Annotated in this window: 24 protein-coding genes; 14 read left to right on the forward strand and 10 right to left on the reverse strand. The window is 62.5% G+C overall.

All coding sequences use genetic code 11. The annotated features are described in order from the left end of the window. The first annotated feature begins 127 nt into the window (after positions 1-127). Positions 128-1,579, forward strand: a complete 1,452-nt coding sequence (locus KGA85_RS30045) for a DUF1254 domain-containing protein (protein ID WP_223455689.1) — start codon at positions 128-130, stop codon at positions 1,577-1,579. Between the two features lie 230 nt (positions 1,580-1,809). Here KGA85_RS30045 and phnE read toward each other — a convergent pair whose 3' ends face one another. The 6 genes from phnE to KGA85_RS30075 all read right to left on the reverse strand — a co-directional run bounded on the left by phnE (position 1,810) and on the right by KGA85_RS30075 (position 7,789). Then, positions 1,810-2,577 carry a phosphonate ABC transporter, permease protein PhnE gene (gene phnE, locus KGA85_RS30050; protein ID WP_223455659.1) on the reverse strand — a complete coding sequence of 256 codons (768 nt, stop codon included), beginning with the start codon at positions 2,575-2,577 and terminating at the stop codon, positions 1,810-1,812. Then, entirely contained in the window at positions 2,574-3,401 is an 828-nt protein-coding gene (locus KGA85_RS30055) for a PhnE/PtxC family ABC transporter permease (protein ID WP_223455660.1), read from the reverse strand. The genes phnE and KGA85_RS30055 overlap by 4 nt, the downstream gene beginning before the upstream one ends. Next, a complete protein-coding gene (locus KGA85_RS30060; RefSeq protein WP_223455661.1) occupies positions 3,395-4,192 on the reverse strand; it encodes a phosphonate ABC transporter ATP-binding protein in 798 nt (265 codons plus the stop codon). The genes KGA85_RS30055 and KGA85_RS30060 overlap by 7 nt, the downstream gene beginning before the upstream one ends. Continuing rightward, positions 4,189-5,040 carry a putative selenate ABC transporter substrate-binding protein gene (locus KGA85_RS30065; protein ID WP_223455662.1) on the reverse strand — a complete coding sequence of 284 codons (852 nt, stop codon included), beginning with the start codon at positions 5,038-5,040 and terminating at the stop codon, positions 4,189-4,191. The genes KGA85_RS30060 and KGA85_RS30065 overlap by 4 nt, the downstream gene beginning before the upstream one ends. 197 nt (positions 5,041-5,237) lie before the next feature. Continuing rightward, positions 5,238-6,416: a trans-sulfuration enzyme family protein gene (locus KGA85_RS30070; RefSeq protein ID WP_223455663.1), complete on the reverse strand. Its 1,179-nt coding sequence runs from the start codon at positions 6,414-6,416 to the stop codon at positions 5,238-5,240. Further along, on the reverse strand, positions 6,413-7,789 hold the full coding sequence (locus KGA85_RS30075) for a pyridoxal-phosphate dependent enzyme (protein ID WP_046042477.1): 1,377 nt from the start codon (positions 7,787-7,789) through the stop codon (positions 6,413-6,415). The genes KGA85_RS30070 and KGA85_RS30075 overlap by 4 nt, the downstream gene beginning before the upstream one ends. Before the next feature lie 274 nt (positions 7,790-8,063). On the opposite strand from KGA85_RS30075, the gene KGA85_RS30080 reads away from it, so the two are divergent. The 7 genes from KGA85_RS30080 to KGA85_RS30110 all read left to right on the forward strand — a co-directional run bounded on the left by KGA85_RS30080 (position 8,064) and on the right by KGA85_RS30110 (position 14,235). Then, complete coding sequence (locus KGA85_RS30080; RefSeq protein WP_223455664.1) at positions 8,064-9,425, forward strand: flavin-containing monooxygenase; 1,362 nt, start codon at positions 8,064-8,066, stop codon at positions 9,423-9,425. Further along, complete coding sequence (locus tag KGA85_RS30085) at positions 9,425-9,835, forward strand: RidA family protein (RefSeq protein ID WP_045185416.1); 411 nt, start codon at positions 9,425-9,427, stop codon at positions 9,833-9,835. The genes KGA85_RS30080 and KGA85_RS30085 overlap by 1 nt, the downstream gene beginning before the upstream one ends. Positions 9,836-9,845: 10 nt before the next feature. Beyond that, the gene (locus KGA85_RS30090) at positions 9,846-10,520 is read left to right on the forward strand and encodes a DUF1028 domain-containing protein (RefSeq protein WP_223543613.1); all 675 of its coding nucleotides are present in this window, start codon (positions 9,846-9,848) and stop codon (positions 10,518-10,520) included. After that, positions 10,513-11,682, forward strand: a complete 1,170-nt coding sequence (argE, locus tag KGA85_RS30095; protein ID WP_223533144.1) for an acetylornithine deacetylase — start codon at positions 10,513-10,515, stop codon at positions 11,680-11,682. Before KGA85_RS30090 ends, argE begins: the two co-directional genes overlap by 8 nt. A 35-nt stretch (positions 11,683-11,717) precedes the next feature. Continuing rightward, positions 11,718-12,758 (forward strand): ABC transporter substrate-binding protein, encoded by a 1,041-nt coding sequence (locus tag KGA85_RS30100; RefSeq protein ID WP_223533141.1) that lies wholly within the window; start codon positions 11,718-11,720, stop codon positions 12,756-12,758. 143 nt (positions 12,759-12,901) lie between these two features. Beyond that, positions 12,902-13,042: a hypothetical protein gene (locus tag KGA85_RS30105; protein WP_223543625.1), complete on the forward strand. Its 141-nt coding sequence runs from the start codon at positions 12,902-12,904 to the stop codon at positions 13,040-13,042. Positions 13,043-13,167: 125 nt separating this feature from the next. Further along, positions 13,168-14,235 carry a GGDEF domain-containing protein gene (locus KGA85_RS30110; RefSeq protein WP_223455668.1) on the forward strand — a complete coding sequence of 356 codons (1,068 nt, stop codon included), beginning with the start codon at positions 13,168-13,170 and terminating at the stop codon, positions 14,233-14,235. Here the strand turns inward: KGA85_RS30110 and KGA85_RS30115 are convergent. The 4 genes from KGA85_RS30115 to KGA85_RS30130 form a co-directional block, all read right to left on the reverse strand. Further along, positions 14,232-14,591, reverse strand: a complete 360-nt coding sequence (locus KGA85_RS30115; RefSeq protein WP_223455669.1) for a cupin domain-containing protein — start codon at positions 14,589-14,591, stop codon at positions 14,232-14,234. The genes KGA85_RS30110 and KGA85_RS30115 overlap by 4 nt on opposite strands. Positions 14,592-14,604: 13 nt before the next feature. After that, positions 14,605-16,002: an NAD(P)/FAD-dependent oxidoreductase gene (locus KGA85_RS30120; protein WP_223455670.1), complete on the reverse strand. Its 1,398-nt coding sequence runs from the start codon at positions 16,000-16,002 to the stop codon at positions 14,605-14,607. 71 nt (positions 16,003-16,073) lie between these two features. Further along, entirely contained in the window at positions 16,074-17,357 is a 1,284-nt protein-coding gene (locus KGA85_RS30125) for a nucleotide disphospho-sugar-binding domain-containing protein (RefSeq protein WP_223455671.1), read from the reverse strand. Positions 17,358-17,457: 100 nt separating this feature from the next. Continuing rightward, on the reverse strand, positions 17,458-18,390 hold the full coding sequence (locus KGA85_RS30130; protein WP_223455672.1) for a GntR family transcriptional regulator: 933 nt from the start codon (positions 18,388-18,390) through the stop codon (positions 17,458-17,460). Positions 18,391-18,588: 198 nt separating this feature from the next. On the opposite strand from KGA85_RS30130, the gene KGA85_RS30135 reads away from it, so the two are divergent. From KGA85_RS30135 to KGA85_RS30160, 6 genes are all read left to right on the forward strand, one after another. Next, entirely contained in the window at positions 18,589-19,644 is a 1,056-nt protein-coding gene (locus tag KGA85_RS30135; RefSeq protein WP_223533133.1) for a spermidine/putrescine ABC transporter substrate-binding protein, read from the forward strand. An 82-nt stretch (positions 19,645-19,726) separates the two neighbouring features. Continuing rightward, positions 19,727-20,587, forward strand: a complete 861-nt coding sequence (locus tag KGA85_RS30140) for an ABC transporter permease (protein WP_223533131.1) — start codon at positions 19,727-19,729, stop codon at positions 20,585-20,587. Further along, positions 20,584-21,390: an ABC transporter permease gene (locus KGA85_RS30145; RefSeq protein ID WP_223455674.1), complete on the forward strand. Its 807-nt coding sequence runs from the start codon at positions 20,584-20,586 to the stop codon at positions 21,388-21,390. Before KGA85_RS30140 ends, KGA85_RS30145 begins: the two co-directional genes overlap by 4 nt. Continuing rightward, positions 21,383-22,462 carry an ABC transporter ATP-binding protein gene (locus tag KGA85_RS30150; RefSeq protein WP_223455675.1) on the forward strand — a complete coding sequence of 360 codons (1,080 nt, stop codon included), beginning with the start codon at positions 21,383-21,385 and terminating at the stop codon, positions 22,460-22,462. The genes KGA85_RS30145 and KGA85_RS30150 overlap by 8 nt, the downstream gene beginning before the upstream one ends. A 32-nt stretch (positions 22,463-22,494) precedes the next feature. Beyond that, positions 22,495-23,778: a nucleotide disphospho-sugar-binding domain-containing protein gene (locus tag KGA85_RS30155; protein WP_223455676.1), complete on the forward strand. Its 1,284-nt coding sequence runs from the start codon at positions 22,495-22,497 to the stop codon at positions 23,776-23,778. Next, on the forward strand, positions 23,771-24,139 hold the full coding sequence (locus KGA85_RS30160; protein ID WP_223455677.1) for a cupin domain-containing protein: 369 nt from the start codon (positions 23,771-23,773) through the stop codon (positions 24,137-24,139). The genes KGA85_RS30155 and KGA85_RS30160 overlap by 8 nt, the downstream gene beginning before the upstream one ends. Positions 24,140-24,196: the final 57 nt, after the last annotated feature.

Raw genomic sequence — 24,196 nt, forward strand, 5'->3', positions numbered from 1 at the left:
TACTGAAAAAAGTCGGGAGGGTTTCAAGCATTCAAATTATTTCACCGTGGCCATGAACGCTCACGGTGCCAGCTTGCTCAAAACTAACGAGGTGGAAATGAACAGGAAGTCTAACCGGGGCTGGACAATGGCTGCGGCACTCGTCGTAGTGGGTTCAACGCTTTTTGCGGGGTGTGCGAGCAAGAACGATCCGATCACGCAGGCAGACAAGACGGATGCGACCAAGGGCGTACCCGCGCCGAGTCTCGAGCAGACCAAGGCGATCGCCGAGGAAGGCTTTATTTACGGCTTACCGCTAGTCATGAACTACGCCGTGATGAACGAATATGCTGTGGACAAGGGCGGCCCGCAATACAAGGCGCCGTTCAACCAGATCAAGAACGAGCCTCGCGTCTTCACCTACCAAGACACGGCCATCATCACTCCGAACAGCGACACCCCGTACTCGTTTGTCTGGCTGGACCTGCGCGCGGAGCCGATGGTGATCTCGGTGCCGGCAGTGGACAAGCGGCGTTACTACTCGGTGCAGATGATCGACGGCAACACTTACAACTACGGTTACATCGGCAGCCGTGCCACCGGCAGCGAGCCAGGCCAATACATGGTGGTCGGTCCCGATTGGAAAGGCGCGCCCCCTCCCGGTATCAAAAAAGTCTTCACCTCGACCACTCCCTTCGCCGTGAGCGCCATTCGGACTCAGCTCTACAATGCCAAGGACATGCCGAATGTCGAGAAGGTGCAAGCGGGCTACAAGGTCCAGCCGCTGTCCGCCTTCCTCCATCAACCCGCGCCGCCCACTGCGCCGAAGATTGATTTCGTGCCGGCTACGACGGAAGGCATCAAGGCCAACTTCTTCGAGTACCTGTCGGCCGCGATGGAGTATGTGCCGCCATCGGCTGACGACCAGGAGATCCGGGCCAAGCTGGCGAGCATTGGGGTGGGACCCGGTCGCACATTCGAATTTAAGGACCTCTCGCTCGAGCACAAGGCCGTGGTCCTGCTCGGGATGAAGGCCGGTGACGAGAAGGTCGACAAGTTCCTCGCGAGCGGGACGAAGATAATCAACGGCTGGAGCGTAGGCGCGTACTTCGGCGACCAAACGTTCTACAAGGCCGACTGGCTGAAGCGTGCTGGTGCCGCGAAAGGCGGCCTCTACGGCAACGACGCCGTCGAGGCGATGTATCCCAACACGCGCACCGACGGCACCGGCCAGACGCTGGATACCAGCAAGCGCAAGTACACGCTGACTTTCCCGGCCGGCAAACTGCCGCCAGTCAATGCCTTCTGGTCGGTGACCATGTACGACGGCAAGAGCCAGCTGCTGGTCAAGAATCCGCTCAACCGTTACCTGATCAATTCGCCGATGCTGTCGGCGATGAAGAAAAACACGGATGGTTCACTGACGCTGTACATCCAGAAAGACTCCCCCGGCAAGGCTAAGGAGGCAAACTGGTTGCCCGCGCCTGACGACACGGTCTTTCTGGTAATGCGCCTCTACTGGCCGAAGACCGCACCGCCTTCGATTCTTCCCGCTGGCGACGGCAGCTGGCAGCCACCGGCGCTGGTGGTCACGAAGTAAATCTTGCGGCCCATTGCTGACACTCGCCGTAGGTCGGTGTCGGCTTGTGCTGCCTTTTTGCCAATAGCAGCCAATCATCAAGGGCTGCTATTGGCCGGTTTCTGCCCTTCACGGAGGGCTGCTATGGTTCGTTTACCGCCGGTCATAGCCATAAAGCGCGGTAGTCAACTCCATACAAATGGTTGCTCAGGTCGAATGCAATCAGGTGAGCAAGTCTATGCAATTCCCCATCACGCCTTGACCCAACGCTGGCGACTCCAGCTGCTCAGGCCATCGACGGCAAACACCAGCAGCAACATGGCGAGGATAACCGTGCTGGCCTGGGCTTCCTGGAACAGGCTGAGGCTGACATAGAGCATCTGGCCCAAACCGCCGGCTCCGACAAATCCCAGCACGCTGGCCATGCGGATGTTGTTTTCCCAGCGGTACAGGATGTACGCCAACAGTTGTGGGAACAGGTTGGGCAGGGTGCCGTAGCAGAAGGCCCAGACGACGTTGCCGCCCTGCAAGCGGATGGCTTCGGCCGGTTGCGGCGGGGTGTTTTCCAGTGCTTCGGCGAACAATCGGCCCAGCACCCCGGTGGTGTGCATGGCCAGTGCCAGGGTCCCGGCGTTGGGGCCGAGCCCGGCTGCCAGCACCATCAGCGCGGCCCACACCAGTTCGGGAATCGCGCGCAGGGCGTTAAGCACGAGACGCGATGCACTCTGCAACGGCCAGCCGAAACGCCCGGCCGCCGGCAGTGCCAGCACCAGCCCGAACACCGCCGCGAGCAGGGTGCCGAGGGCCGACATGGCCATGGTTTCCACGGCGCCACGGCCGATGGCTTGCAGATGGCCGGCGCTCAGGTCCGGGTTGAGAAAACGCAGCACGTAGGCGCCCATCTGCTTCAGGTTAGCGCTGCCGGTCAGTTCGCCGAGATCGATGCCCAGATAGCGGAACGAAGCGACGACCGCCGCACCGATGCACAGGATCAGCAGCAGGTTGATCAGGCGATTCATGCGAACCTCCAGCGCAGCAGGCGGCTGATCTGATCGGCGAACAGCACCAGGACGAAAAAGGTCAGCAGCATGCTCGCCACTTCACCACCGGCGAACATGCGCAACGACAAGTCAATCTGCTGGCCCAGCCCGCCGGCACCGACGAAGCCCATCACCACCGACGCGCGGATCGCGCACTCCCAGCGGTACACCGTGTACGACAGCAACTCCGCCGCGACATTGGGCAGGATGCCGTAGCAGAACGCCGCCAACCGGCTGCTGCCGGCTTGCAGCAATGAGTGGGCGGGACGCTGGTCGACCGACTCGAAGATTTCCGCGTAGACCTTGCCCAGCATGCCGCTGTAGGTGATGGCAATCGCCAGCACCCCGGCTGTCGGGCCAAGGCCGACGGCGCGCACGAACAGCAAGGCCCAGACGATTTCCGGCACGCTGCGCAGGAAGATCAGCAGCCCGCGCACCGGCCAGCGCAACAGCCGCCCGAGTGCGCTCGGACGACCACTGCGAGAGGCTGCGGACAACGACAGCGCCCGGCTGGCCAACAAGCTGGCAGGCACGGCCAACAGCAAAGCCAAAGCCATGCCGGCGGTGGCGATGGCCAGTGTCTGCAACGTGGCTTGCCACAGCAGCTGAAGGAACTCTTCGCCATGGGCCGGTGGCCAGAAGGCTGAGACAAACCGGCCCATCTCACTCTGGCTGTCAGCCTTGAGCAGGACACCCAGGTCCAATTCGCTGAAATGAATACCGGGCCACAGCAGGGCAAGCGCCAACAGACTGAGCAACAGGCGAGGCAGGGTGGCCGGGTCTCGTGTATCGCGCGTCAGCATCGTGGAATCTGCAGGCTCAAGGGCGCCACCGGAACGGGCGGCGATAGCAGTTGCTCGTTGGCATAGAGCTTGTCGAGCAATTCGTGGTCGATGTCGCTGGCGGGAAGGTCGAACAGGACCTGCCCTTCACGCAATCCGATGATGCGTGAAAAGTGTGTCAGGGCCAGTTCCACCGCATGCAGGCTGGCGACCAGCGTCACGTTGTGCTCCCGGGCGTGGCGGCAGAGGATCGACAGGGTGTGCCCGGCCAGTACGGGGTCCATCGCCGACACCGGCTCATCGGCCAGCAGCACTTCGGGCGCCTGGTACAGCACCCGGGCAATGCCCACGCGCTGCAGTTGGCCGCCGGACAATTGCTGGCACTGGGCGAACAGCTTGTCACCCAGGTCCAGCTTGACCAGTGCCGCCCGCGCGCCCGGAACATCCAACGGATGCAGCAGGCTCAGCAGGCTTTTGGCAAAACTCCATTGCCCCAGCTTTCCGGCCAGCACCGCCGTGACCACCCGCTGCCGCGGTGGCAGGGGTGGCGCCTGGTGCACTAGGCCGATGCGCGCCCGCAGCTGCTGACGCCGATGTGCGCCAAGCTGCCAGGCGTGCTCGCCGAGCACCTCGATTGCGCCGTTGTCCGGGCGCAGGGCGGTGGCCAGCACGTTGAGCAGGCTCGACTTGCCGGCACCGGACGGACCGATGATTGCGACCTGCTCACCGGCAGCGATGTGCAGGTCGACCTCATGCAGCGCACGCACGCCATTGCCGTGGGTGAGGCTGACCCGGTTCAGATGCAAGGTCATTTCAGCAGGTCGGCAGCGCGCGCGGCTTCCTCGATGCCCTTGTAGTTCTCAGGCTTGGTCTCGATGAAGCGGCTGGCGGCTTGCAGGTCCAGAATCGCTTTTTGCTCCGGGTTGGCCGGGTCGAGCGCGAGGAAGGCCGCCTTGATTTTGTTGGCGAGGGCCGGGTCGAGGGTGCCGCGCACGGTCCAGTTGTAGTCGAAGTAGGCCGGCGTGGTGGCGAAGACCTTGACCTTGTCGGTGTCGACCTTGCCTGCCTTGACCAGTTTTTCCCAAACACTGGCATTCAGCACGCCGGCATCGACCTTGCCAGCCTGAACCCAGGCGACGGTGGCGTCGTGGGCGCCGGAGTAACCGACGCGGCTGAAATAGGTTTCCGGCTTGATGCCGTCCTTGAGCATGAAGTAACGCGGCATCAAGCTGCCGGACGTGGATGACACCGAACCGAAGGCAAAGGACTTGCCCTTGAGGTCGGCCAGCGACTTGACGGCCGGGTCGGCAGTGATGAATTTGCTGGTGAACTGCGCATCCTGCTCACGCTGTACCAATGGAATGGCATTGCCGGTTTTCAGTCGCGCCTGCACGAACGTGAAGCCGCCCAGCCAGGCCATGTCGATACGGTCTGTGGCCAGGGCCTCGACCACCGCCGGGTAGTCGGACACCGGTACGAACTCGACCTTCATGCCCAGTTGCTTCTCCAGATACTCGCCCAGGGGCGTGAACTTGCGCAGCAATTCGGTGGGGGCTTCATCGGGAATGGCGCTGACCTTGAGGGTCTCGGCGGCCTGTGCCAGCAGGGTGGAAAGGGACAGGGTCAGGCCAATGGCCATTGCCAGGGTACGTTTGAGCATGGAAGTTCTCCGGTTCAATAGCGGAAAAATGTCGATGCGCCCCGCACAAGCTGATTGCTGCACGACGCTTCGTGAGGGTAGACGAAAACGTCGCGATTATAGGGACTCCTGTTTGCTTGACCAGCCTTGCAACAAGACTTAAGGCCAAAAAAAGACCTGTGGGAGCGGGTTTTGCGGTGTCCCACAACTCCGGTGACTTACATCCTTGCCAACGCCTGCGCCAGATCCGCACGCAAATCCTCCACATCCTCAACCCCCACCGACAACCGCACCAATCCATCGCCGATACCCAGTTGCGCGCGGGTATCGGCCGGGATGGTGGCGTGGGTCATGATCGCCGGGTGTTCGATCAGGCTTTCCACGCCGCCCAGGCTTTCGGCCAGGGCGAAGATCTGCACGCTCTCAAGGAAGCGTTTGGTGCCAGCCAGGTCGCTGTTGAGGTCAAGGGAAATCATCCCGCCGAAACCGTGCATTTGCCGTTGGGCCAGTTCGTGTTGCGGGTGCGACGGCAGGCCGGGGTAGTAGACCCGTGAGACTTGCGGTTGGCGCTCCAGCCATTGCGCCAGCTCCAGCGCGTTGCTGCAATGCCGCTCCATGCGCAGCGCCAGGGTCTTCACCCCGCGCAGGGTGAGGAAGGCATCGAACGGGCCGGCGATGGCGCCGACGGCGTTTTGCAAGAAACCCAGGCGCTCGGCCAGTTCGGCGTTCTGCCCGACCACGGCGATGCCGCCGATCACGTCAGAGTGACCGTTGAGGTACTTGGTGGTCGAGTGCAGCACGATGTCGAAGCCCAGTTCCAGCGGGCGCTGGATCCACGGGCTGGCGAAGGTGTTGTCGGCCACGCAGATGATGCCGCGGGCGCGGCAGGTGCGGGCGATGGCGGCGAGGTCCGTAAGGCGCAACAGCGGATTGCTCGGTGTCTCGACCATGACCATGCGGGTGTCGTCTTGCAGGGAGGCCTCGAACGCCGCCAGGTCGGTCAGGTCGACGAAGCTGAAGCGGTGTCCGGCGCTGCGCTGGCGCACCTTGTCGAACAGGCGGAAGGTGCCGCCGTACAGGTCGTTGCCGGAGACGATGTGCGAGCCGGCGTCGAGCAGTTCGAGCACCGTGGAGATGGTCGCCAGCCCCGAGGCGAACGCAAAGCCTCGGGTGCCGCCCTCGAGGTCGGCCACGCAACGCTCCAGCGCCCAGCGCGTCGGGTTGTGCGAACGCCCGTAGTCCAGGCCTTTGTGCACCCCGGGGCTCTGCTGCAGGTAGGTGGAGTTGGCGTAGATCGGCGGCATCAAGGCCCCGGTGGATGGGTCCGGCGTTTGCCCGGCATGGATCACCCGGGTGGCGAAACCCCGTGGCGGGGCGTTTTCATCGTGCTGACTCATGGCAGGGATCTCCGCAAATGGTTGAGCATGTCGGTTCGGGTAATCAGGCCGTGGAAGCCCGAGGCATCCTGAATGATCGCCACCAGGCCACGGCCCAGTTCGGCTTCCAGATCCGCCAGTGAGGCGCCGGGGGACAGGGTTTGCAGTTTGTCGGTCATGGCGCTGGATACGGCCTTGCGAAAGTGCGCAACGTCTTCATGTACGCCCAGCAGGATGTCGGACTCGTCGATCACGCCGACCAGTTGTTTACCGTTCACCAGCACCGGTAGCTGCGAGACATCCGCCAGGCGCATGCGTTGAAAAGCCGTCAGTAGCGTGTCATCCGGGCCGACGCTGATCACCCGGCCATCCTCGAAACGCCGCGCGATCAGGTCGCGCAGGTCGCCGTAGTGCTTGCGTTGCAGCAGGCCCTGATCGTTCATCCACTGGTCGTTGTAGACCTTCGACAGGTAACGCGTACCGGTGTCGCAGACGAAGCTCACCACCCGCTTCGGCTGGGTCTGTTCGCGGCAGTAACGCAACGCCGCTGCCAGCAAGGTGCCGGTGGACGAGCCGCCGAGTATGCCTTCGGCGCGCAGCAGTTGGCGGGCGTGATCAAAGCTTTCTTCGTCGCTGATCGAATAGGCGTGACGCACGCTGGACAGGTCGGCAATCGACGGAATGAAGTCTTCGCCGATGCCTTCCACCGCCCAGGAACCGGGGGTGGGGAGGGTGCCACCGCGGCTGTATTCAGCCATCACCGACCCCACCGGGTCGGCCAGGACCATTTCCAGGTCCGGCTGCACGCGTTTGAAGAAGCGGGTCAGGCCGGTGAGGGTACCGGCCGATCCGACGCCGACGACAATGGCGTCCACATCATGCTGGGTTTGCGCCCAGATCTCCGGCGCGGTGCTGCATTCGTGGGCCAGCGGGTTGGCCGGGTTGTTGAACTGGTCGGCGAAGAACGCATCGGGAATTTCCGCCGCCAGCCGTGCGGCGACGTCCTGGTAGTACTCGGGATGGCCCTTGCCGACGTCGGAGCGGGTGATGTGCACCTCGGCGCCCATGGCCTTGAGGTGCAAGACCTTCTCGGTGGACATCTTGTCCGGCACCACCAGCACCACGCGGTAGCCCTTGGCGCGGCCGACCAGGGCCAGGCCGAGGCCAGTATTGCCGGCGGTGGCTTCGACGATGGTGCCGCCGGGCCTGAGGCGACCATCGCGTTCGGCGGTATCGATCATCGCCAGACCGATGCGGTCCTTGATCGAACCGCCGGGGTTCTGTGATTCGAGTTTGAGAAACAGCGTACACGGGCCGGTATCGAATCGGCTGACGCGTACCAGCGGGGTATTGCCAATCAGTTCGAGCACGGCAGGACGGGAATTGTCGGGCATGTCATCACTCCTTGCGTGAATCCGCACTGGATGGACAGCAATCCGCGCCGGGTCTTCGCGCCGGTCGCGGTCATTGCATCGCTTGGACCATAGGCCGGGATCGGGTCGACCGCAACCTTGCACAGCCAACCGGTCGGCTCGACGCTTTTTCCTCGCCAGCGACCACAAAAAACATAATTTCGCTATTTCCCGACTCCGAACAGAATGCGGCCAACACCCTGACACCGATAGCCGCAGCAGAAGAACAACAGTGATCAGAATCGAGGCGGCAGCCATGACCGACCTGAATCAAACCACCTTTCAGAAGTGCACAGCCATGACAGTTGATAAAACCGCAATTGATACGCTTGTTGTTGGCGCCGGCCAGGCCGGCGTGGCCATGAGTGAACACCTGAGCAAGCTCGGTGTGCCTCACCTCGTTGTGGAGCGCAATCGTATCGCCGAAGCCTGGCGCACCGGTCGCTGGGATTCGCTGGTAGCCAACGGTCCGGCCTGGCACGATCGTTTCCCGGGGCTGGAATTCGACGGTCTGGACCCGGATGCCTTCGCCGGGAAAGAGCAGGTGGCTGAGTACTTCGAAGCCTATGCCAAGAAGTTCAACGCGCCGATCCGCACCGGCGTGGACGTGAAGAAAGTCGAACGCAATGCCGACCGTCCCGGTTTCACCATTGAAACCTCCGACGGCGTGATCGAGGCCCGGCATGTGGTGGTCGCCACCGGCCCGTTCCAGCGTCCGGCCATTCCGCCGATTGCTCCCGAAATCGCCGGCATCACCCAGATTCACTCCGCCCAATACTACAACCCGCAGCAACTGGCCGAAGGCGCGGTGCTGGTGGTGGGCGCCGGTTCCTCGGGCGTGCAGATCGCCGATGAACTGCAACGTTCCGGCAAACAGGTCTACCTGTCGGTGGGCGCCCACGATCGTCCGCCCCGTGCCTATCGCAACCGTGATTTCTGCTGGTGGCTGGGGGTGCTCGGCGAGTGGGATGCCGAGGCCATGCAGCCGGGCAAGGAACACGTGACGATCGCCGTGAGCGGCGCCCGTGGCGGCCACACCGTGGACTTCCGCCGCCTGGCCCATCAGGGCATGACGCTGGTCGGCCTGACCCAGGCGTTCAACGGCGCTGTGGTGAGTTTTGAAGACAACCTCGCCGACAACATTAAACGTGGCGATGAAAACTACCTGGCGCTGCTCGACAAGGCCGACGCCTACATCGAACGCAACGGCCTGGACCTGCCGCTGGAACCCGAAGCCCGGGCCATGCTGGCGGACCCGGACTGCGTGACAAATCCAATCCTGGAACTGGACCTGCTCGAGGCCGGCGTCACCACGATCATCTGGGCCACCGGTTACTCCACCGATTACAGCTGGCTGAAGGTCGATGCCTTCAAGGAAAACGGCAAACCGCAGCACCAGCGCGGCGTGTCGGCCGAGCCAGGGGTGTATTTCGTCGGTTTGCCGTGGCAGTCCCGTCGCGGCTCCGCATTTATCTGGGGCGTTTGGCACGACGCCAAGCACATCGCCAATCACATCGTTAAACAGCACACCTATCTCAACTATCGGGATGCGACCCAGCGTCAAGCCGAAGCCGCCCGTGCACCTATTCAGAAAGCCAGCCTCATGGGAGTTCGTTAATGCCTACTCATACCCGCATCCGCATGTTCAACACCAAAGACACCTACCCGAACCAGACGCTGGACAACGATTTGTGCCAGGCCGTGCGCGCCGGCAACACCGTGTATGTGCGTGGTCAGGTCGGCACCGATTTCAACGGCCAACTGGTGGGCCTCGGCGATCCGCGTGCCCAGGCCGAGCAGGCCATGCGCAACGTCAAGCAATTGCTGGAAGAGGCGGGCAGCGACCTGAGCCATATCGTCAAGACCACCACCTACCTGACCGACCCGCGCTATCGCGAGCCGGTGTACCAGGAGGTCGGCAAGTGGCTCAAGGGCGTGTTCCCGATTTCCACCGGCCTGGTGGTCAGCGCCCTCGGCCAGCCGCAGTGGCTGATGGAAATCGATGTGATCGCTGTAATCCCTGAATAAGGAATTCGCCATGACTTTTTCCATCGTGGGTCGCTGCGCCGAGACCGGCCAGCTGGGTATTGCCATCAGCTCTTCGAGCATTGCCGTCGGCGCGCGCTGCCCGTGGCTGCGTGCTGGTGTCGGCGCGGTGTCGAGCCAGAACATCACGCTGCCGGCCCTCGGCCCGCAGATCCTCGATGAACTGGCCAACGGCTCGGCGCCGCCCCAGGCGCTGGACCACTCGTTGACCCGCAACGGCTACAGCCAGTATCGGCAGGTGGCGGTGGTGGATGCCCAGGGGCGCACGGCGGTGTTCAGCGGCAACCATACCCTGGGCATCAACAATGCCCTGGCCGGTGACCAATGCGTGGCGGCCGGCAACCTGCTGGCCAACAGAGGGGTGATCGAGGCGATGGTCGCGGCGTTCGAAAACAGCGAAGGCTGCCTCGCCACCCGGCTGATGAACGCCTTGCAGGCCGGGCAGGATGCCGGTGGCGAAGCCGGCGCGGTGCACTCGGCGGCGCTGTCGGTGGTCGGTGACCTGACCTGGCCGATGGTCGACCTGCGGGTGGATTGGGCCGATGAAAACCCGATTGGCGAGTTGGGCAAACTGTGGACGGCCTACGAGCCGCAATTGCAGGACTACCTGACCCGCGCCCTCAATCCGACCCTGGCCCCCGCGTATGGAGTGCCCGGCGATGAGTGAGTTGCGCAGCCGCGCCATGCTCGCGCGATTGATCGGGTTCGCCACGGTCAGCCGCGATTCGAACCTGGAGCTGATCGAGTTCGTGCGGGACTACCTGCACGAACTGGGCGTGGATTGCGAACTGATCTACAACGCCGAGCGGACCAAGGCCAATCTGTTGGCCACGGTCGGCCCGCGTGTGGCCGGCGGCATTGTGCTGTCCGGGCACACCGACGTGGTGCCGGTGGACGGCCAGGCCTGGACGGTCGAGCCGTTCAGCCTGAGCGAGGCGAACGGCAGGCTCTACGGCCGCGGCACCGCGGACATGAAGGGCTATCTGGCTTCTGTGCTGGCGGCGGTGCCGATGTTTCTCTCCAGCCCTTTGAAGCGCCCGGTGCATTTGGCGTTTTCCTATGACGAAGAGGTCGGTTGCCTCGGCGTGCGCGGCTTGCTGGAAGTGCTGCCCCAACGCATCCCGGCACCGGCGTTGTGTCTGATCGGCGAGCCGACCGAACTCAAGCCGGTGCTCGGCCACAAGGGCAAACTGGCGATGCGTTGCCACGTACGCGGCGCCGCCTGTCATTCGGCCTACGCGCCTTATGGGGTCAATGCCATCGAGCAGGCCGCGCGCCTGATCGGTCGGCTGGGCGACATCGGCGCCACCCTGGCCCGGCCGTCATTGCACGACAAACGCTTCGATCCGGCGTTCTCGACCGTGCAGGTCGGAGTGATCCAGGGCGGTACGGCGCTGAACATCGTTCCAGCGGACTGCCGTTTCGATTTCGAGATCCGCGCCTTGCCGGACTTCGCCCCGCAAGCGGTCGTCGATGAGCTGCAGGACTACGCCGAGCAGGCGTTGCTGCCGGCCATGCAGGCCGTGGACACCGATACCGGTATCCGCTTTGAAAAAATCTCGGCCTATCCCGGCCTGGCGACACCCGCCGACAGTGCGGCGGCCCGGCTGATTGCCCGGCTGTGCGGCAGCGACGAGTTCAGCACCGTGGCCTTTGGCACCGAAGGCGGGCTGTTCGATCAGGCCGGCATTCCTTCGGTGGTCTGCGGTCCCGGCAGCATGGACCAGGGGCACAAGCCCGATGAATTTGTCAGCGTTGTTCAGATGGCGGCCTGTGACCGCTTGATGGATCGCCTGGCGGCTTACTTGAGTGAATCCGAACACCCATAACAACAACGGGCCGACAAGCCCCGAGGAAGCGATCCATGTCCAGATCCTTGCGTTGCAGTGTTCCGTTTGCCCTGGCGTTGCTGAGTGCCAGTGTGTGGGCGGGCCCCCAGGACCTCACCGTGATTTCCTTCGGTGGTGCTACCAAACAGGCCCAGGATAAGGCCTATTTCCAGCCCTTCAACGCCAGCGGCGCGGGCAACATCATCGCCGGTGAGTACAACGGCGAGCTGTCGAAGATCAAGGCCATGGTCTCCGCCGGCCACACCAGCTGGGACGTGGTGGAAGTCGAAAGCCCCGAGCTGTTGCGCGGCTGCGAGGAGGGCCTGTTCGAGAAGCTCGATGCGGGACGCTTCGGTGATTCGGCGAACTTCGTGCCGGGTGCACTGACCGAGTGCGGGGTGGCCACTTACGTCTGGTCGATGGTCATGGCCTACGACCAGAGCAAGCAGGCCAAGGCGCCGCAGTCCTGGGCCGACTTCTGGAATGTCGCCGACTTCCCGGGCAAGCGCGGTCTGCGCAAGAGCGCCAAGTACACCCTGGAAATCGCTTTGCTGGCCGACGGCGTCAAGGCGGACGACGTGTACAAGGTCTTGAACACCCCGCAAGGCGTAACGCGGGCCTTTGCCAAGCTCGACCAGATCAAGCCGAACATCCAGTGGTGGGAGGCGGGCGCCCAGCCGGCGCAATGGCTGGTGGCCGGGGACGTGGTGATGAGCGCCGCCTACAACGGCCGGATTGCCTCGGCGCAAAAGGAAGGCATGAAGCTGAGCATCGTCTGGCCGCAGAGCCTGTACGACCCGGAATACTGGGCGGTGGTCAAAGGCACGCCGAACAAGGCTTTGGCAGAAAACTTCATCGCGTTCGCCAGCCAGCCGCAGACGCAAAAAGTCTTCTCAGAAACCATCCCTTACGGGCCCGTGCATCGCCAGACCCTGCCATTGCTGCCCAAGGACGTGCAGGAGCAACTGCCGACCGCCGAGGCCAACCTGGCCGGCGCGCGAGCCGTGGACGCGGAGTTCTGGGTCGACCATGGCGAGGAGCTTGAACAGCGCTTCAATGCCTGGGCTGCGCGCTGATACAGGCACCAAAGAACCCCTGTAGGAGCGAGCCTGCTCGCGATAAGGCCATCAGATCCAACATCTTCGTTGACTGATGCACCGCCATCGCGAGCAGGCTCGCTCCTACAAAAAAGCCTCGTGCAAAACCTCGGGTTCAAGCTTTGCTGCCTTCGCGCAGTGGTGATGGTAGTCAGTTAATCGGCCTGATCGTCACCACACCGCTGTACTACTGGCTGGCCAATCGTGATACCGCGTACCGCTGGCGCCAGAACATGGCCGGTCTGATGCCGACCAACAGTTGATCGGGCCTGTGGAACGGGCGTACCGGGTTGAAATGATTGTGTAATTCGGGATGGTCGTTTGTCGGGCGTATGGCTATGCTCAGCGAGTTTGCCAATCGCCAAATAATAACAACCACAGTGAAACCATGAGCCAATCAGACACGCGTGCGACTGTTCTAGCGCAGTATCCGGAAGACTCCCGCGAGGCCGCGGCATTGCTCAAGCAGGCAGTGCCGCTGATGGTTCGTCACAACATTGCGCCCAACCCGGTGCACTACGCGCTCTGGTACACCTACAGCAAGGGCCAGGAGCCGGAGCTCAATCGGCACCTGGACCGGCTGGTCAACGACTTCGACTATTTCCCGCCGGATTCGGCCACCAAACTGTTTCGCGAGTACATCATCCGCGATGAGCTGGCGGACGCCCGCTCCGGGCAGCAGGACGCGATCAATCTGGTTGATGACATGGAGCGCGATGTTTCGCGCAGCGTGAAAGGCAATCAGAATTTCCAGGCCAGCCTCGGCCAATACCTGCAAATGCTCGAAGAGCCCGCCAGCGAGCGCTTGCCGAGCATCCTGGTCCAGCTGCAACAGAGCACCCGCCTGATGCAGGGGCAGCAGGAGCATTTCCTCGCCCAGTTGCAGTCGGCGCAGCATGAAATCAAAAGCCTGCGGGACAAACTGAAGCGCGCCCAATTGGCCGCGACCCTCGATGGCCTGACCGAATTGCTCAACCGCACCACCTTCAACCGCAAGCTTGAACAGGCGATGAACAATGCCTCGACAGGCGTGGCGCTGGTGATGCTGGATATCGACCACTTCAAGCAATTCAACGACCAGTACGGCCATCCCTTGGGCGACCGCGTGCTTCAGCATGTCGCCCGGGTGTTGCGCGATTCGCTGCCCGGCGAAGCGTTCGCGGCGCGTTATGGCGGTGAGGAGTTCTGCGTGGTGCTCAAGGATTGCCCGGATCTGGCGGCCGCGGGCGCTTTTGCCGAGCGCCTGCGCCTGAAAATCCAGGCGCTGCGGGTCAAGGCCCGGGGCACCGACACGGTGCTGGACACCATCACTGCCTCGTTCGGCGTGGCCCAGGTACAACCCGGCGACACACCGGAAAGCCTGTTGACCCGCGCCGACGACGCGCTGTACCAGGCCAAGCGCAACGGGCGCAATCAGGTACGTCAACAGCCTGAAGCAGCGGTCGGGGCCGTTTAGCCGAGGATGAAGTAGACCTTGCGCACCGTCGTGAGGTTTTCCCAGGTGCCGTTGAATCCGCTGGCGACCACGAAGGAATCACCGGGGCCGAACGTGCGTGCGACGCCCTCGGCATCGGTCAGGCGCACGCTGCCTTCAAGGATGTGACACAGCTCGTCGTAATCGCACTGGCAACGCTCGCGGTGCGGTCCCGCCTCCCAGATGCCGGCCACGGCGTTTTTCCCGGGTTGCACGAAGTGCCGCCAACTCTTGCTGCGGTAAGGCGCGTCGACCACGGCCGGGTCGTTGATTTCGGTTTCACGGGGGGCAAGCTCGCTGGCGAAGTCGATGACGTGCCGGGGCAGGGCTGTGGACATGGTGGTCTCCGGATCAGGAATCGAAACCGATGCCAAAGGCATCGAAGGTCTTGAGCAGCAGGTCGCGGTGACCGTCGTGGTCTTCTCGCGCCAGCGAACGCTGGGCCAGTTTCACGCCGACATAACGCAAGGGTTCGGGCGGAAAGCGGAATGGCGCCTTGGAGGTCATCAGCAATTCGGTGCGTTCGGTGCGCTCGCCGGACAACAGATCGAGCATGTTCAGCGCGGCGAAACGGCTGGCGGACACGCCTTGGCCGGTGAAGCCCAAGGCATAGGCGACGCGGCCCTGATGTTCGCAACCGGTGAACATCGTGGTGCGCGCCGAGGTGTCGATGATGCCGCCCCAGGCATGGCTGAAACGCACATCGCCCAGGGCCGGGAAAGTTTGTTGAAACTGCTCGGCCAGACGCTGAAAGCTTTGCGGGCGCTGGGTCAGGGCTTCGTCGCGGCGCCCGCCAAAATGGTAGATGGCATCAAAGCCGGCCCAGAGAATGCGGTTGTCGGCGGTCTTGCGCAGGTAGTGGAACTGGTTGCCGGCGTCGGCGATGCCGTAGCGGCCGGTCCAGCCGATGGCATGCAGTTGCGCATCGCTCAAGGGGTCGCTGACCAGGCTGTAGTCGTAGACCGGGATTACGCTCGATGCCAGATGGCCGAGCAGCGGCGGGGCGATGTTGGTGGCGAGGGCGATTTTTCCAGCGGTCACTTCGCCGCTTTCTGTACGCAGGCGCACGTTGTCTTTGTCCGCATCCAGTTGCAGGACCGGGCTGTTTTCGAACAATTGAATGCCTTGCTCAAGGCAAACGCGGCGCAGTTCAGCGGCCATTTTCGCCGGGTTGAGCAGGGCGTAATTGGCTTCGAACAGGCCGGCCGCATACGCCGGTGAATCAAGCTTGCGTGCCAGGTCGCTGCCTTCCAGCCACTGGCAGTCGATGCCGAACTGTGCATAGTTACGCTGCATCGAGCGCAGCCCGTCGACCTGCCACGGCTGGCTGGCGACGTTGAGTTTGCCCTGGCGTTCGAACTCGACGTGCATGCCAAAGCGTTGCAGGTCGGTGGCCAGTTCATCAAGGTTCTGCCGGCCGAGGCGGATCAGTTGCTCTGCTTCATCCGGCCAACGCTTGAGGGCGTTGGACACTCCATGGGAAATGCTTGGAGCACAAAACCCGCCGTTGCGCCCACTAGCCTCACCGCCGCAGCGTCGCGCCTCGATGATCGCGATGCTCAGCCCGGGGTTGCGCTGGCGCGCCAGTAACGCCGTCCACAATCCGGTAAAGCCACCGCCAACCACCGCCAGGTCGCACTGCACCGTGCCGGTGACGGAAGCTGCGACGGGCGGTGGGGTGACGGTGTCTTGCCAAAAGGGATGGGGCAGGACGTTGTCGAGGGAATCGAGACGCGGTGGGGCATTCATGCTGAAACTCCGGCGGTGTGTCGGGCAGCGACGATTGCGTTCGGTTGCCCGACGATTTTTTGTTGTTATGGCTAGAGGTCTGGAAGCGCCAGGATCGCGCGCGCGGCAATGTCGGTGCCGCGGGTCGCCTGCATGCGCTCGCTGAACGATTTGAGGCGTTGTTTCATCGGTTGGTCGGCCAGCAGCTGTTCGAGGGCAGCGGGCAGGGCGGCCAGGGGATCGGCAAAGCGCGGTAGGTAGCGGCCGACGCCGACTTCCTCGGCGCGGGCGGCGTTGTCGTGGCCGTCCCAGCAATAGGGAATGATCAGCGATGGCAGGCCAAAGTACAGCGCTTCGCAGAAGCTGTTGTTACCGCCGTGGTGGATGAACAACTGGCATTCCTTGAGCACCGCCGGCTGGGCAAACCAGCTGTCGAGGTACACGTTGTCCGGCACGGTGGTGTACATGTCGCGGTAGGCGCCGACGTTGACCAGGAAGCGGTACGGCAAGGTTTCGATTGTACTGATCAGGCGCTTCATCATTTCGGTATCGGCGGCACCGAGGCTGCCGAAGCTGAGGTAGATCAGCGGCGCGTCGTTGTGCCGTGGAAAGTCCGGGACGATGTACGGCGCTTCGCGGCGTACGCAACCGTCGAGGTACACGTAGCGTTGCGGGTCCAGCGGTTGCTGGCGCTCATAGCGCACTGGCGTCGGTGACAGCAGCAGGTTCAGCCATGGCGAGTCGGTGAGGAACTGTCCCGCTGGGCACGGCGCGGTGGCGTTGCCGAGGAGAAATTGCGAAAAACGTTCATGGGCCGGTGCGACAGCCTTCAGGTACTGCTTGGTGTAACGCTCGCAGGCCTGGGTGTCGCTGGCCAGGCATCCGGACAGGTAGGGTGGAACGGCCGCATCCGGCAGTTCGGTTTCGGCGCAGGACACCATCCGCACCCAGGGGCAACCGGCGTTGGCGATGGCCGGGAACATCACCACGTTGTCGAGTAAGATCACGTCGGGCTTGAGGCGGCCGAGCAACTGCTGCAAGGGTTTTTCCGCTTCGATCGCGGTGTCGATGATGGCTTCCCAGGCCGGCGCCACGTAGCTGTCGATCTGTGCCAGCGGGGTCTGGTCGAAGTAGGGAATGCTGCGTTCGATGAAGCGCTCCCAGTAGTGCTGGTGTTCCGCCGCCGACAATGGGCTCGCTTGCGGAATCGGGTACTCGTCGAAACCGTATTCGGCGAACAACCCCTGGAAATGTTCATGGCAGATGAACACCGGCTTGGCACCCAGTTCACGCAGCGACTGAGCGATACCAATGCAGTTCAAGGCCGCGCCGAAACTGGCTTCCGGAAACAGGGCGATCAGTTTTTGTTTTTGCATGGCGAGGGACTGTCCATGGCGGGTCAGACCCGCCGCTCCTGAAGGTGTTTTTGATGCTGTCTTATTTTCAAAAAAAAATCATCATGTTTTTGCGAGCCGGTTAGCGCCGCCCGAACAGATGACTTTGCGGGATGCCACGGTTGGCGGTTTGCGGGCGTTGCGCAGCGCTCAAGCGCAGGTGCAGGCGCAGCAGGTCGGCGGCGATCTCCATCTGTCCGCGTTCGATCTGCGCGATGATTTGCAGGTGTTCGCGCAGGGCTTCCTGCAGGCGGTGCACGCTCACCGAGGGCAGCAGGTTCGGCAGGCGCCGCAGGCCCTGATGCTGGAGCAGGGCGTCGCTGATGAAGCGGTTGCCGCAGCTCTGGGCCAGCAGTTCGTGGAAGCTGATGTCCAGTTCGCGAAACTGTTGGATGTCGAAGTCTTCCACGGGGCGGGCGAGCAGGCTTTGCGTGGCGCTGCGCAACAGCGCCAGGCGTTGCGGGTCGGCGTTGAAGCTCGGGCTGAGCAAGGCTTCGGGTTCGAGAATCAGGCGGAATTTCAGGCTTTCTTCCAGAGCGGCCAAGCTGTTCAGCGACGGACGAAACAGCCAGGACTGGCCGGGGCCGCGCTCGATGGCCTGGTTTTCGCTCAATTGCTGCAGGGCCTTTTGTGCCGCCGGCCGGCCGATTTCGTAGCGGCGCATCAGTTCGCTGATGCTGATGCTGTCGCCCAGGCGCCCGGCCATGCGGTCGCGCAGTACCGAGGCGGCCAGTTCTTCTTCCTCGGCTTGCGGCAGGGCGGCGTTGAAGGCCTGGCCCGATGGCGAGGCCAGCAATCGGTAGCCCTTGCCGGCTTCGTGACTCAGCAGGTTTTCTTCCAGCAGCACTTTCAGCGCGCCGCGAATCAGCGTGCGCGAGACCTGGAACGTGCGGGCCAGGGCCTGTTCGGCCACCGGGTCGCCGGCCACCAGGCCGCTTTCCTGGGTGTGATCGAGGATGCGGCGGGCCAGTTCCAGGTGATTGGTGCGCGGTTTTTTTTCGGCTGTCGTGCTCAAGCGTCTTTTCTCGTGGTGATCCGCTGTCGGGCTCAGGTGCTCATCTTATGTCATGCGCTGGCCAATCGTCAGGCCGGAAAAAAGCGTTGACATCTTTTGATACTGGTCCTAATTTCTAAAAAAAAACACAAGCAATCGTTTCTCGTTTTGCCGTACTGCCTTCGAACACAACAATAAACAATCGTCGGGTGAGTATTTATGAGCAAGCTGAATGATCTTCTGTGCGTGGGATTGGCCGTTTCCCTGGCGATCGCTTCACAGGCTGCAAGTGCGAAAGACATGGTGATTTCCATCTGGGATGGCTACATGGCCCCGGATGCGCTGGAGAAGTTCAAGGCGGCCAGCGGTGTGGACGTCGACAAGGCGCTGCACGCCACCAACGAAGAAATCATGGGCAAGCTGATGGCGTCCGGTGGTGAAGGGTACGACGTGGTGTTCGTCTCCTCGCCCTTCGCCGAAGTCCTGCACAAACAGGGGCTGCTGGCGGACATCGATCCGGTCAAGGTCCCCAACCTGAAAAACCTCTACCCCGAAGCCACGCACCTGGAATATGACCAGGGCAACCGGTTCTCCGTGCCTTACACCTGGGGCACCACCGGCATCTGCTATCGCTCCGACAAGGTGACGCCGGCGCCACAGAGTTGGAACGAGTTGCTCAATCCGAGCGATGCCCTCAAGGGCAAGGTGACGATGCTCGCCACCGACCGCTGGATGCTCGGCGCCGGTTTCCTCGCCAAGGGCTGGTCGGTCAACGACAGTGACCCCGCGCAAATCGCTGCGGTTCGCGATCAACTGATCGCCACCAAAAAACGCATTCTCTCCTTCGACGACACCACCTTCTACTCCAAGCTGGCCTCCGGCGAATCGCTGATGGCCCACGCCTGGGACGGCTGGTGCAACTACGGCACCCAAGCCAACGCGGCGATCAAGTTCGTGGTGCCCAAGGAAGGTTCCGACCTGTGGGTGGACACCATGGTGGTGCTCAAGAATTCGAAGCACCAGGACGAAGCCTTCAAGTTCATCAACTTCATGCTGGCCAAGGAAAACCACGCCTGGGTCGCCGAAAACATCCTCTACAAAGTCCCCAACCAGGCGGCAATGGCCGGGTTGTCCGCTGACTTGCTCAAGCAATACCCCAACCTGACCATCGCCCCCGCCGAGTTGCTGAAAATGGAGCAATTGCGCGACCTGGGCGGCACCACGCAAAAGGCCTACACCCGCGCGGTCACCGAAATCATGGCAGCGCAGAACTAACGCCACGTCGACCCGAGGCATGCCTGGCGTGCCTCGCCACGCTCGCAAGCCGCCTCTGTCCTGAGGCGGGAGGATAGGGTTAATGAGTGCTTTGCATGCTGACAGGCGTCTGTCGGCCTGGCTTCTTGCGCCCGGCTTCGGCTGGCTGCTGATGTTTCTGGTGATTCCGTGCCTGCTGGTGCTGGTCTACAGCTTCGTCGAACGTGGCGCGTATGGCGGCATCGACTGGTTGTTCACCTGGGAAAACTACCAGCGCGCGTTCGATCCGCTGTACCTGGGCATCCTGCTCAAGTCGGCGAAGATCGCCGGGCTGGCCACGGTGTTTGCGGTGTTGATCGGCTACCCGGCGGCCTATGCGATTGCCCGCGCGCCACGGCGGCGTCAGGCGGTGTATCTGTTTCTGGTGATGCTGCCGTTCTGGAGCAATTACCTGATCCGCACCTACGCCTGGATCGTCTTGCTCAATCGCGAAGGCTTGATCAACCGCCTGCTGCAATTGTTCGGCTACAGCGGTGAACCCATCAGCCTGCTGTACACCGAAGCCTCGGTGGTGCTGGGGCTGGTCTACAACTACATCCCCTTTGTGATCCTGGCGATTTTCTCGTCGCTGTCACGGATCAACAACGAACTGTGGGACGCCTCGAAAGACCTCGGCGCCTCGGGCTGGATGACCTTTCGTCGGATCATCCTGCCGCTGAGCGTGCCGGGTATCGCGGCAGGCGCGGTGTTTGTCTTCGTGCTGAGCATCGGCAACTTCATCACTGCCGACCTGCTGGGCGGCAAGCAGGTGCAGATGGTCGGCAACCTGATCTATTCGCAATTCCTCACGGCGCGGGACTGGCCGTTCGGTGCGGCGCTGAGCTTCTTTCTGATCGCGATCATGTTGATCCTGCTGTTCATCCAGGCCCTGGTGGCCCGTCGAGCAGAAGGGGCGCGCTCATGAGTCAGTCTCGTTCTGTCAGCGCCACCGTGCTGGGTTCGCACCTGGGGCTGGTGTACGCCTTCCTTTATATACCGATCCTGGTGTTGATCCTGCTGTCGTTCAACAAGTCCGGGTTGCCCACCGCCTGGGGCGGCGTATCGCTGAAGTGGTACGCGGCACTGGCGCACAACACGGCGATTCTGTCGGCCGCGCTCAACACTTTGATTGTTGCCTTGTCGGCGACCTTCATTGCCTGCGTGCTTGGCACGTTCCTGGCGCTGGGCATCGAGTTGCGCCGCAAGGACAACCACAAAGGCCAGGTGGTCGACACCTTGCTGATGGCGCCGATGATCATTCCCGACATCGTGCTGGCGATTGCGTTGCTGAGCTTTTTCAACCTGCTCAAGGTCGGCCTGGGGCTGCACTCGATCATCATCAGCCACGCGGTGTTCAACATCGCCTTCGTCTGCGCGGTGGTGCGCACGCGGCTCAAGCACTTCGACTATTCGATCCTCGAAGCCTCGATCGACCTCGGCGCGAGCTGGTTCACTACCTTGCGCCGGGTGCTGTTGCCGGTGATTTTCCCCGGCGTGCTGGCGGGCGGTTTGCTCTCGTTCACCCTGTCGGTGGACGAATTCATCATCGCCTTTTTCAACTCAGGCTCCGGCCAGGCTTCGACCACGTTGCCCATGCAGATCTACGCCATGATCCGCTTCGGCGTCACCCCGGAAATCAACGCTCTGGCGACGCTGGTGATGCTGGTCAGCATCACCGCGCTGCTGGCTTCGCAGCGTCTCAACAAGGCTCCTCGCACCCATGAATAATTCTTCCGCGGTACTGATCCTGGACAAGGTCAGCAAGTCTTATGGCAACGGTCTGGCGGTCAACGAGGTGTCGCTGAGCATCCGCGAGAACGAGTTTTTCGCGCTGCTTGGGCCGTCCGGCTGTGGCAAGACCACGCTGCTGCGCATGCTTGCCGGTTTCGAGACCCCCAGCGGTGGCTGCATCTACCTGGACGGCAATGACATCTCGCCGCTGCCGGCCAACAAGCGTCCGCTGAACCTGATGTTCCAGTCCTACGCGCTGTTTCCCAACATGACCGTGCGCAAGAACATCGCCTACGGCCTGGAAATGGAACGCCTGCCGGAAAGCGAAATCCGTCGTCGGGTCGATGAAGTGCTGAGCACTGCGCAACTGGGTGAACTGGCCGAGCGCAAGCCCGATCAGCTTTCCGGCGGCCAGCGTCAGCGGGTGGCATTGGCCCGGGCACTGGTCAAGCGTCCGCGGGTGTTGCTGCTCGACGAACCCTTGGGCGCCCTCGACAAGAAGCTCCGGGAAAAGATGCAGCTGGAACTCAAGCGCCTGCAACACGAGAGCGGCATCACCTTCATCATCGTCACCCACGACCAGGAAGAAGCCCTGGTGATGTCCGACCGCATGGCGGTGCTCGATGGCGGCAAGGTGTGCCAGTGCGGCAGCCCGACCGAACTCTACGAAAACCCCAACAGCCGTTTTGTCGCCAACTTCATCGGCGTCAGCAACCTGCTCGAAGGCGTGCGCTCGGGCCAGCACTCGGTGCGGGTCAATGGCCAGGAGCTGAGCGTTGAAACCGACGCGCCGCTGGTGACCGGCCAATCCGTCGCCGTGGTGGTGCGCCCCGAACGCCTGCAAGTGCTGACGGAGCAGGGCGGCGATTGCGCCAATCAGGTCAGCGGCAAGATCGTCGAAGTCGCCTACCACGGCCTCGACACCAACCTGCACGTGCAGACCCCCCTCAGCGACAAACCGCTGATCGTGCGCGTGCCGTCCTCCCAGTTCGAATTCGCCCATTTTGCAATCGACACGACCATCCGGCTGGGCTGGCAGGCCCGGCATGCCCGCGTATTGACGCGCTGAACAATAAAAAGACCAGGCAGGAGCAGCACTCGATGAAACAGAAAGTGATCGCATTCTTCCCCGAAGCCGCCTACGGCCCGGCGCTGAACTCAGTGGGTATCGCCCAGGCCTGTGAAGCCCTGGGGCACAAAGCGGTGTTCCTCACCGACCCGGGCATGAGCGGTGTCTACGCCGGTTATGGTTTTGAAGAGCACATGGTGAATATGTCGGCGCCGATGCCGGCCGAAGAAATGGCCCGTTACTGGGTGGATTTCATCAACGGCCACATTCCGAATTTCCGCAAGTCGCCGCTGGAGCAGATCGACAACTACGTCAAGGAATGCTGGGCGGCCATCGTCGAAACCGCCAAGTGGGCACAAAAGGACCTGCCGGCGGTGCTGGACAAGGTCAAGCCCGACCTGATCTGCGTCGACAACGTGATCCTGTTCCCGGCGATCAAGCAATACGGCAAGCCGTGGGTGCGGATCATTTCCTGCTCGGAAAACGAGATCGAAGACCCGGATATCCCGCCGCACCTGTCGGGTATGAGCATTGACGACAAGGCCGGCCACGCGCAATTCCGCCAGCGTTTCGAGGAAGTGGTCGGGCCGATCCACGACGACTTCAACCAGTTCCTCCAGGCCCATGGCGAGCAGCCGTATCCGCTGGGAACATTCTTTGAAGCCTCGCCGTTCATGAACCTGTTGTTGTACCCGGATGCGGTCAAGTTCGACCGGCGCCATCCATTGCCCGCCGAGCGCTTCCATTACCTGCAAGGTTGCGTGCGCCAAGACACGCCCTACGAGATTCCGCCATTCCGCGCCCACAACGACAAGCCGCTGTTGTACGCCAGTTTCGGCAGCCTCGGTTCCGGCGATGTCGAGCTGCTCAAGCGCTTGATCGAGGCGGTGGGCAAGCTGCCTTACCGGGCGCTGTTCAACGTTGGCGAACACCTCGACCAATACCCGGACCTGCCGGACAACGTGCAGATTTCCAACTGGTTCCCGCAGCCGTCGGTGATTGCCCAGGTCGACGCGGTGATCCACCACGGCGGCAACAACAGCTTCACCGAGTGCCTGTTCTTCGGCAAACCGGCGATCGTCATGTCCTACGTCTGGGACGGCCACGACAACGCCATGCGCGCCGAAGAAAGCGGCCATGGCTTCAAGCTCGACCGCTATGAGTGGAGCGAAGAACAGCTCGCGGAAAAACTTCACGCTTGCCTCAACGACGAGGCGATGCGCCAACGCCTGCAGCGCACCAGCGCGCAAATGCAATCACGCAAGGGGCCGCAAGACGCGGCCGCGATTCTCGACAAGGTGCTCAACGATGCCTGATTCATCCACCACGGCGGGTATCACGCCGTACCTCGAAGCCGTCAGCAGCCGCACCGATCTGGTGGACTGGGGCGTGCAGAGCGACGCCATCGAAGGTGTCTCGCACTCCAGCGGCCGCTTGCTGTTCAAGGGCCCGAACAACAGCCCGGAAACCGGGTTGTGGGTGTGCACCCCCGGGCGCTGGCGGCTGTCGATTCCGCGGGACGAGCTGTGCCATTTCATCGCGGGGCACGCCACTTACCGTAACGACAACGGCGAAGTGATCGAAGTGCGCCCCAACACCCTGGTGCTGTTTCCGGCCGGATGGACGGGCGAATGCCACGTCCGGGAAACCCTGCGCAACGTTTACATGCTGGCCTGAGCCTGAAACCGGACCTGAACCTGAACCTGAATCTGAATCTGAATCTGACACTGGACC

This window comes from Pseudomonas sp. GL-B-12, from assembly GCF_019955895.1.
Taxonomy (GTDB): domain Bacteria; phylum Pseudomonadota; class Gammaproteobacteria; order Pseudomonadales; family Pseudomonadaceae; genus Aquipseudomonas.

Excerpts from the sequence above, each read along its gene's own strand:
- KGA85_RS30125 (WP_223455671.1), bottom strand. The coding sequence starts at position 17,357 with ATGCAAAAACAAAAACTGATCGCCCTGTTTCCGGAAGCCAGTTTCGGC.
- KGA85_RS30160 (WP_223455677.1), top strand. The coding sequence starts at position 23,771 with ATGCCTGATTCATCCACCACGGCGGGTATCACGCCGTACCTCGAAGCC.
- KGA85_RS30075 (WP_046042477.1), bottom strand. The coding sequence starts at position 7,789 with ATGCCCGACAATTCCCGTCCTGCCGTGCTCGAACTGATTGGCAATACC.
- KGA85_RS30090 (WP_223543613.1), top strand. The coding sequence starts at position 9,846 with ATGACTTTTTCCATCGTGGGTCGCTGCGCCGAGACCGGCCAGCTGGGT.
- KGA85_RS30100 (WP_223533141.1), top strand. The coding sequence starts at position 11,718 with ATGTCCAGATCCTTGCGTTGCAGTGTTCCGTTTGCCCTGGCGTTGCTG.
- KGA85_RS30140 (WP_223533131.1), top strand. The coding sequence starts at position 19,727 with ATGAGTGCTTTGCATGCTGACAGGCGTCTGTCGGCCTGGCTTCTTGCG.
- KGA85_RS30070 (WP_223455663.1), bottom strand. The coding sequence starts at position 6,416 with ATGAGTCAGCACGATGAAAACGCCCCGCCACGGGGTTTCGCCACCCGG.
- KGA85_RS30060 (WP_223455661.1), bottom strand. The coding sequence starts at position 4,192 with ATGACCTTGCATCTGAACCGGGTCAGCCTCACCCACGGCAATGGCGTG.
- KGA85_RS30120 (WP_223455670.1), bottom strand. The coding sequence starts at position 16,002 with ATGAATGCCCCACCGCGTCTCGATTCCCTCGACAACGTCCTGCCCCAT.
- KGA85_RS30150 (WP_223455675.1), top strand. The coding sequence starts at position 21,383 with ATGAATAATTCTTCCGCGGTACTGATCCTGGACAAGGTCAGCAAGTCT.
- KGA85_RS30080 (WP_223455664.1), top strand. The coding sequence starts at position 8,064 with ATGACCGACCTGAATCAAACCACCTTTCAGAAGTGCACAGCCATGACA.
- phnE (WP_223455659.1), bottom strand. The coding sequence starts at position 2,577 with ATGAATCGCCTGATCAACCTGCTGCTGATCCTGTGCATCGGTGCGGCG.
- KGA85_RS30065 (WP_223455662.1), bottom strand. The coding sequence starts at position 5,040 with ATGCTCAAACGTACCCTGGCAATGGCCATTGGCCTGACCCTGTCCCTT.
- KGA85_RS30135 (WP_223533133.1), top strand. The coding sequence starts at position 18,589 with ATGAGCAAGCTGAATGATCTTCTGTGCGTGGGATTGGCCGTTTCCCTG.
- argE (WP_223533144.1), top strand. The coding sequence starts at position 10,513 with ATGAGTGAGTTGCGCAGCCGCGCCATGCTCGCGCGATTGATCGGGTTC.
- KGA85_RS30085 (WP_045185416.1), top strand. The coding sequence starts at position 9,425 with ATGCCTACTCATACCCGCATCCGCATGTTCAACACCAAAGACACCTAC.
- KGA85_RS30155 (WP_223455676.1), top strand. The coding sequence starts at position 22,495 with ATGAAACAGAAAGTGATCGCATTCTTCCCCGAAGCCGCCTACGGCCCG.
- KGA85_RS30145 (WP_223455674.1), top strand. The coding sequence starts at position 20,584 with ATGAGTCAGTCTCGTTCTGTCAGCGCCACCGTGCTGGGTTCGCACCTG.
- KGA85_RS30055 (WP_223455660.1), bottom strand. The coding sequence starts at position 3,401 with ATGCTGACGCGCGATACACGAGACCCGGCCACCCTGCCTCGCCTGTTG.
- KGA85_RS30110 (WP_223455668.1), top strand. The coding sequence starts at position 13,168 with ATGAGCCAATCAGACACGCGTGCGACTGTTCTAGCGCAGTATCCGGAA.
- KGA85_RS30115 (WP_223455669.1), bottom strand. The coding sequence starts at position 14,591 with ATGTCCACAGCCCTGCCCCGGCACGTCATCGACTTCGCCAGCGAGCTT.
- KGA85_RS30045 (WP_223455689.1), top strand. The coding sequence starts at position 128 with ATGGCTGCGGCACTCGTCGTAGTGGGTTCAACGCTTTTTGCGGGGTGT.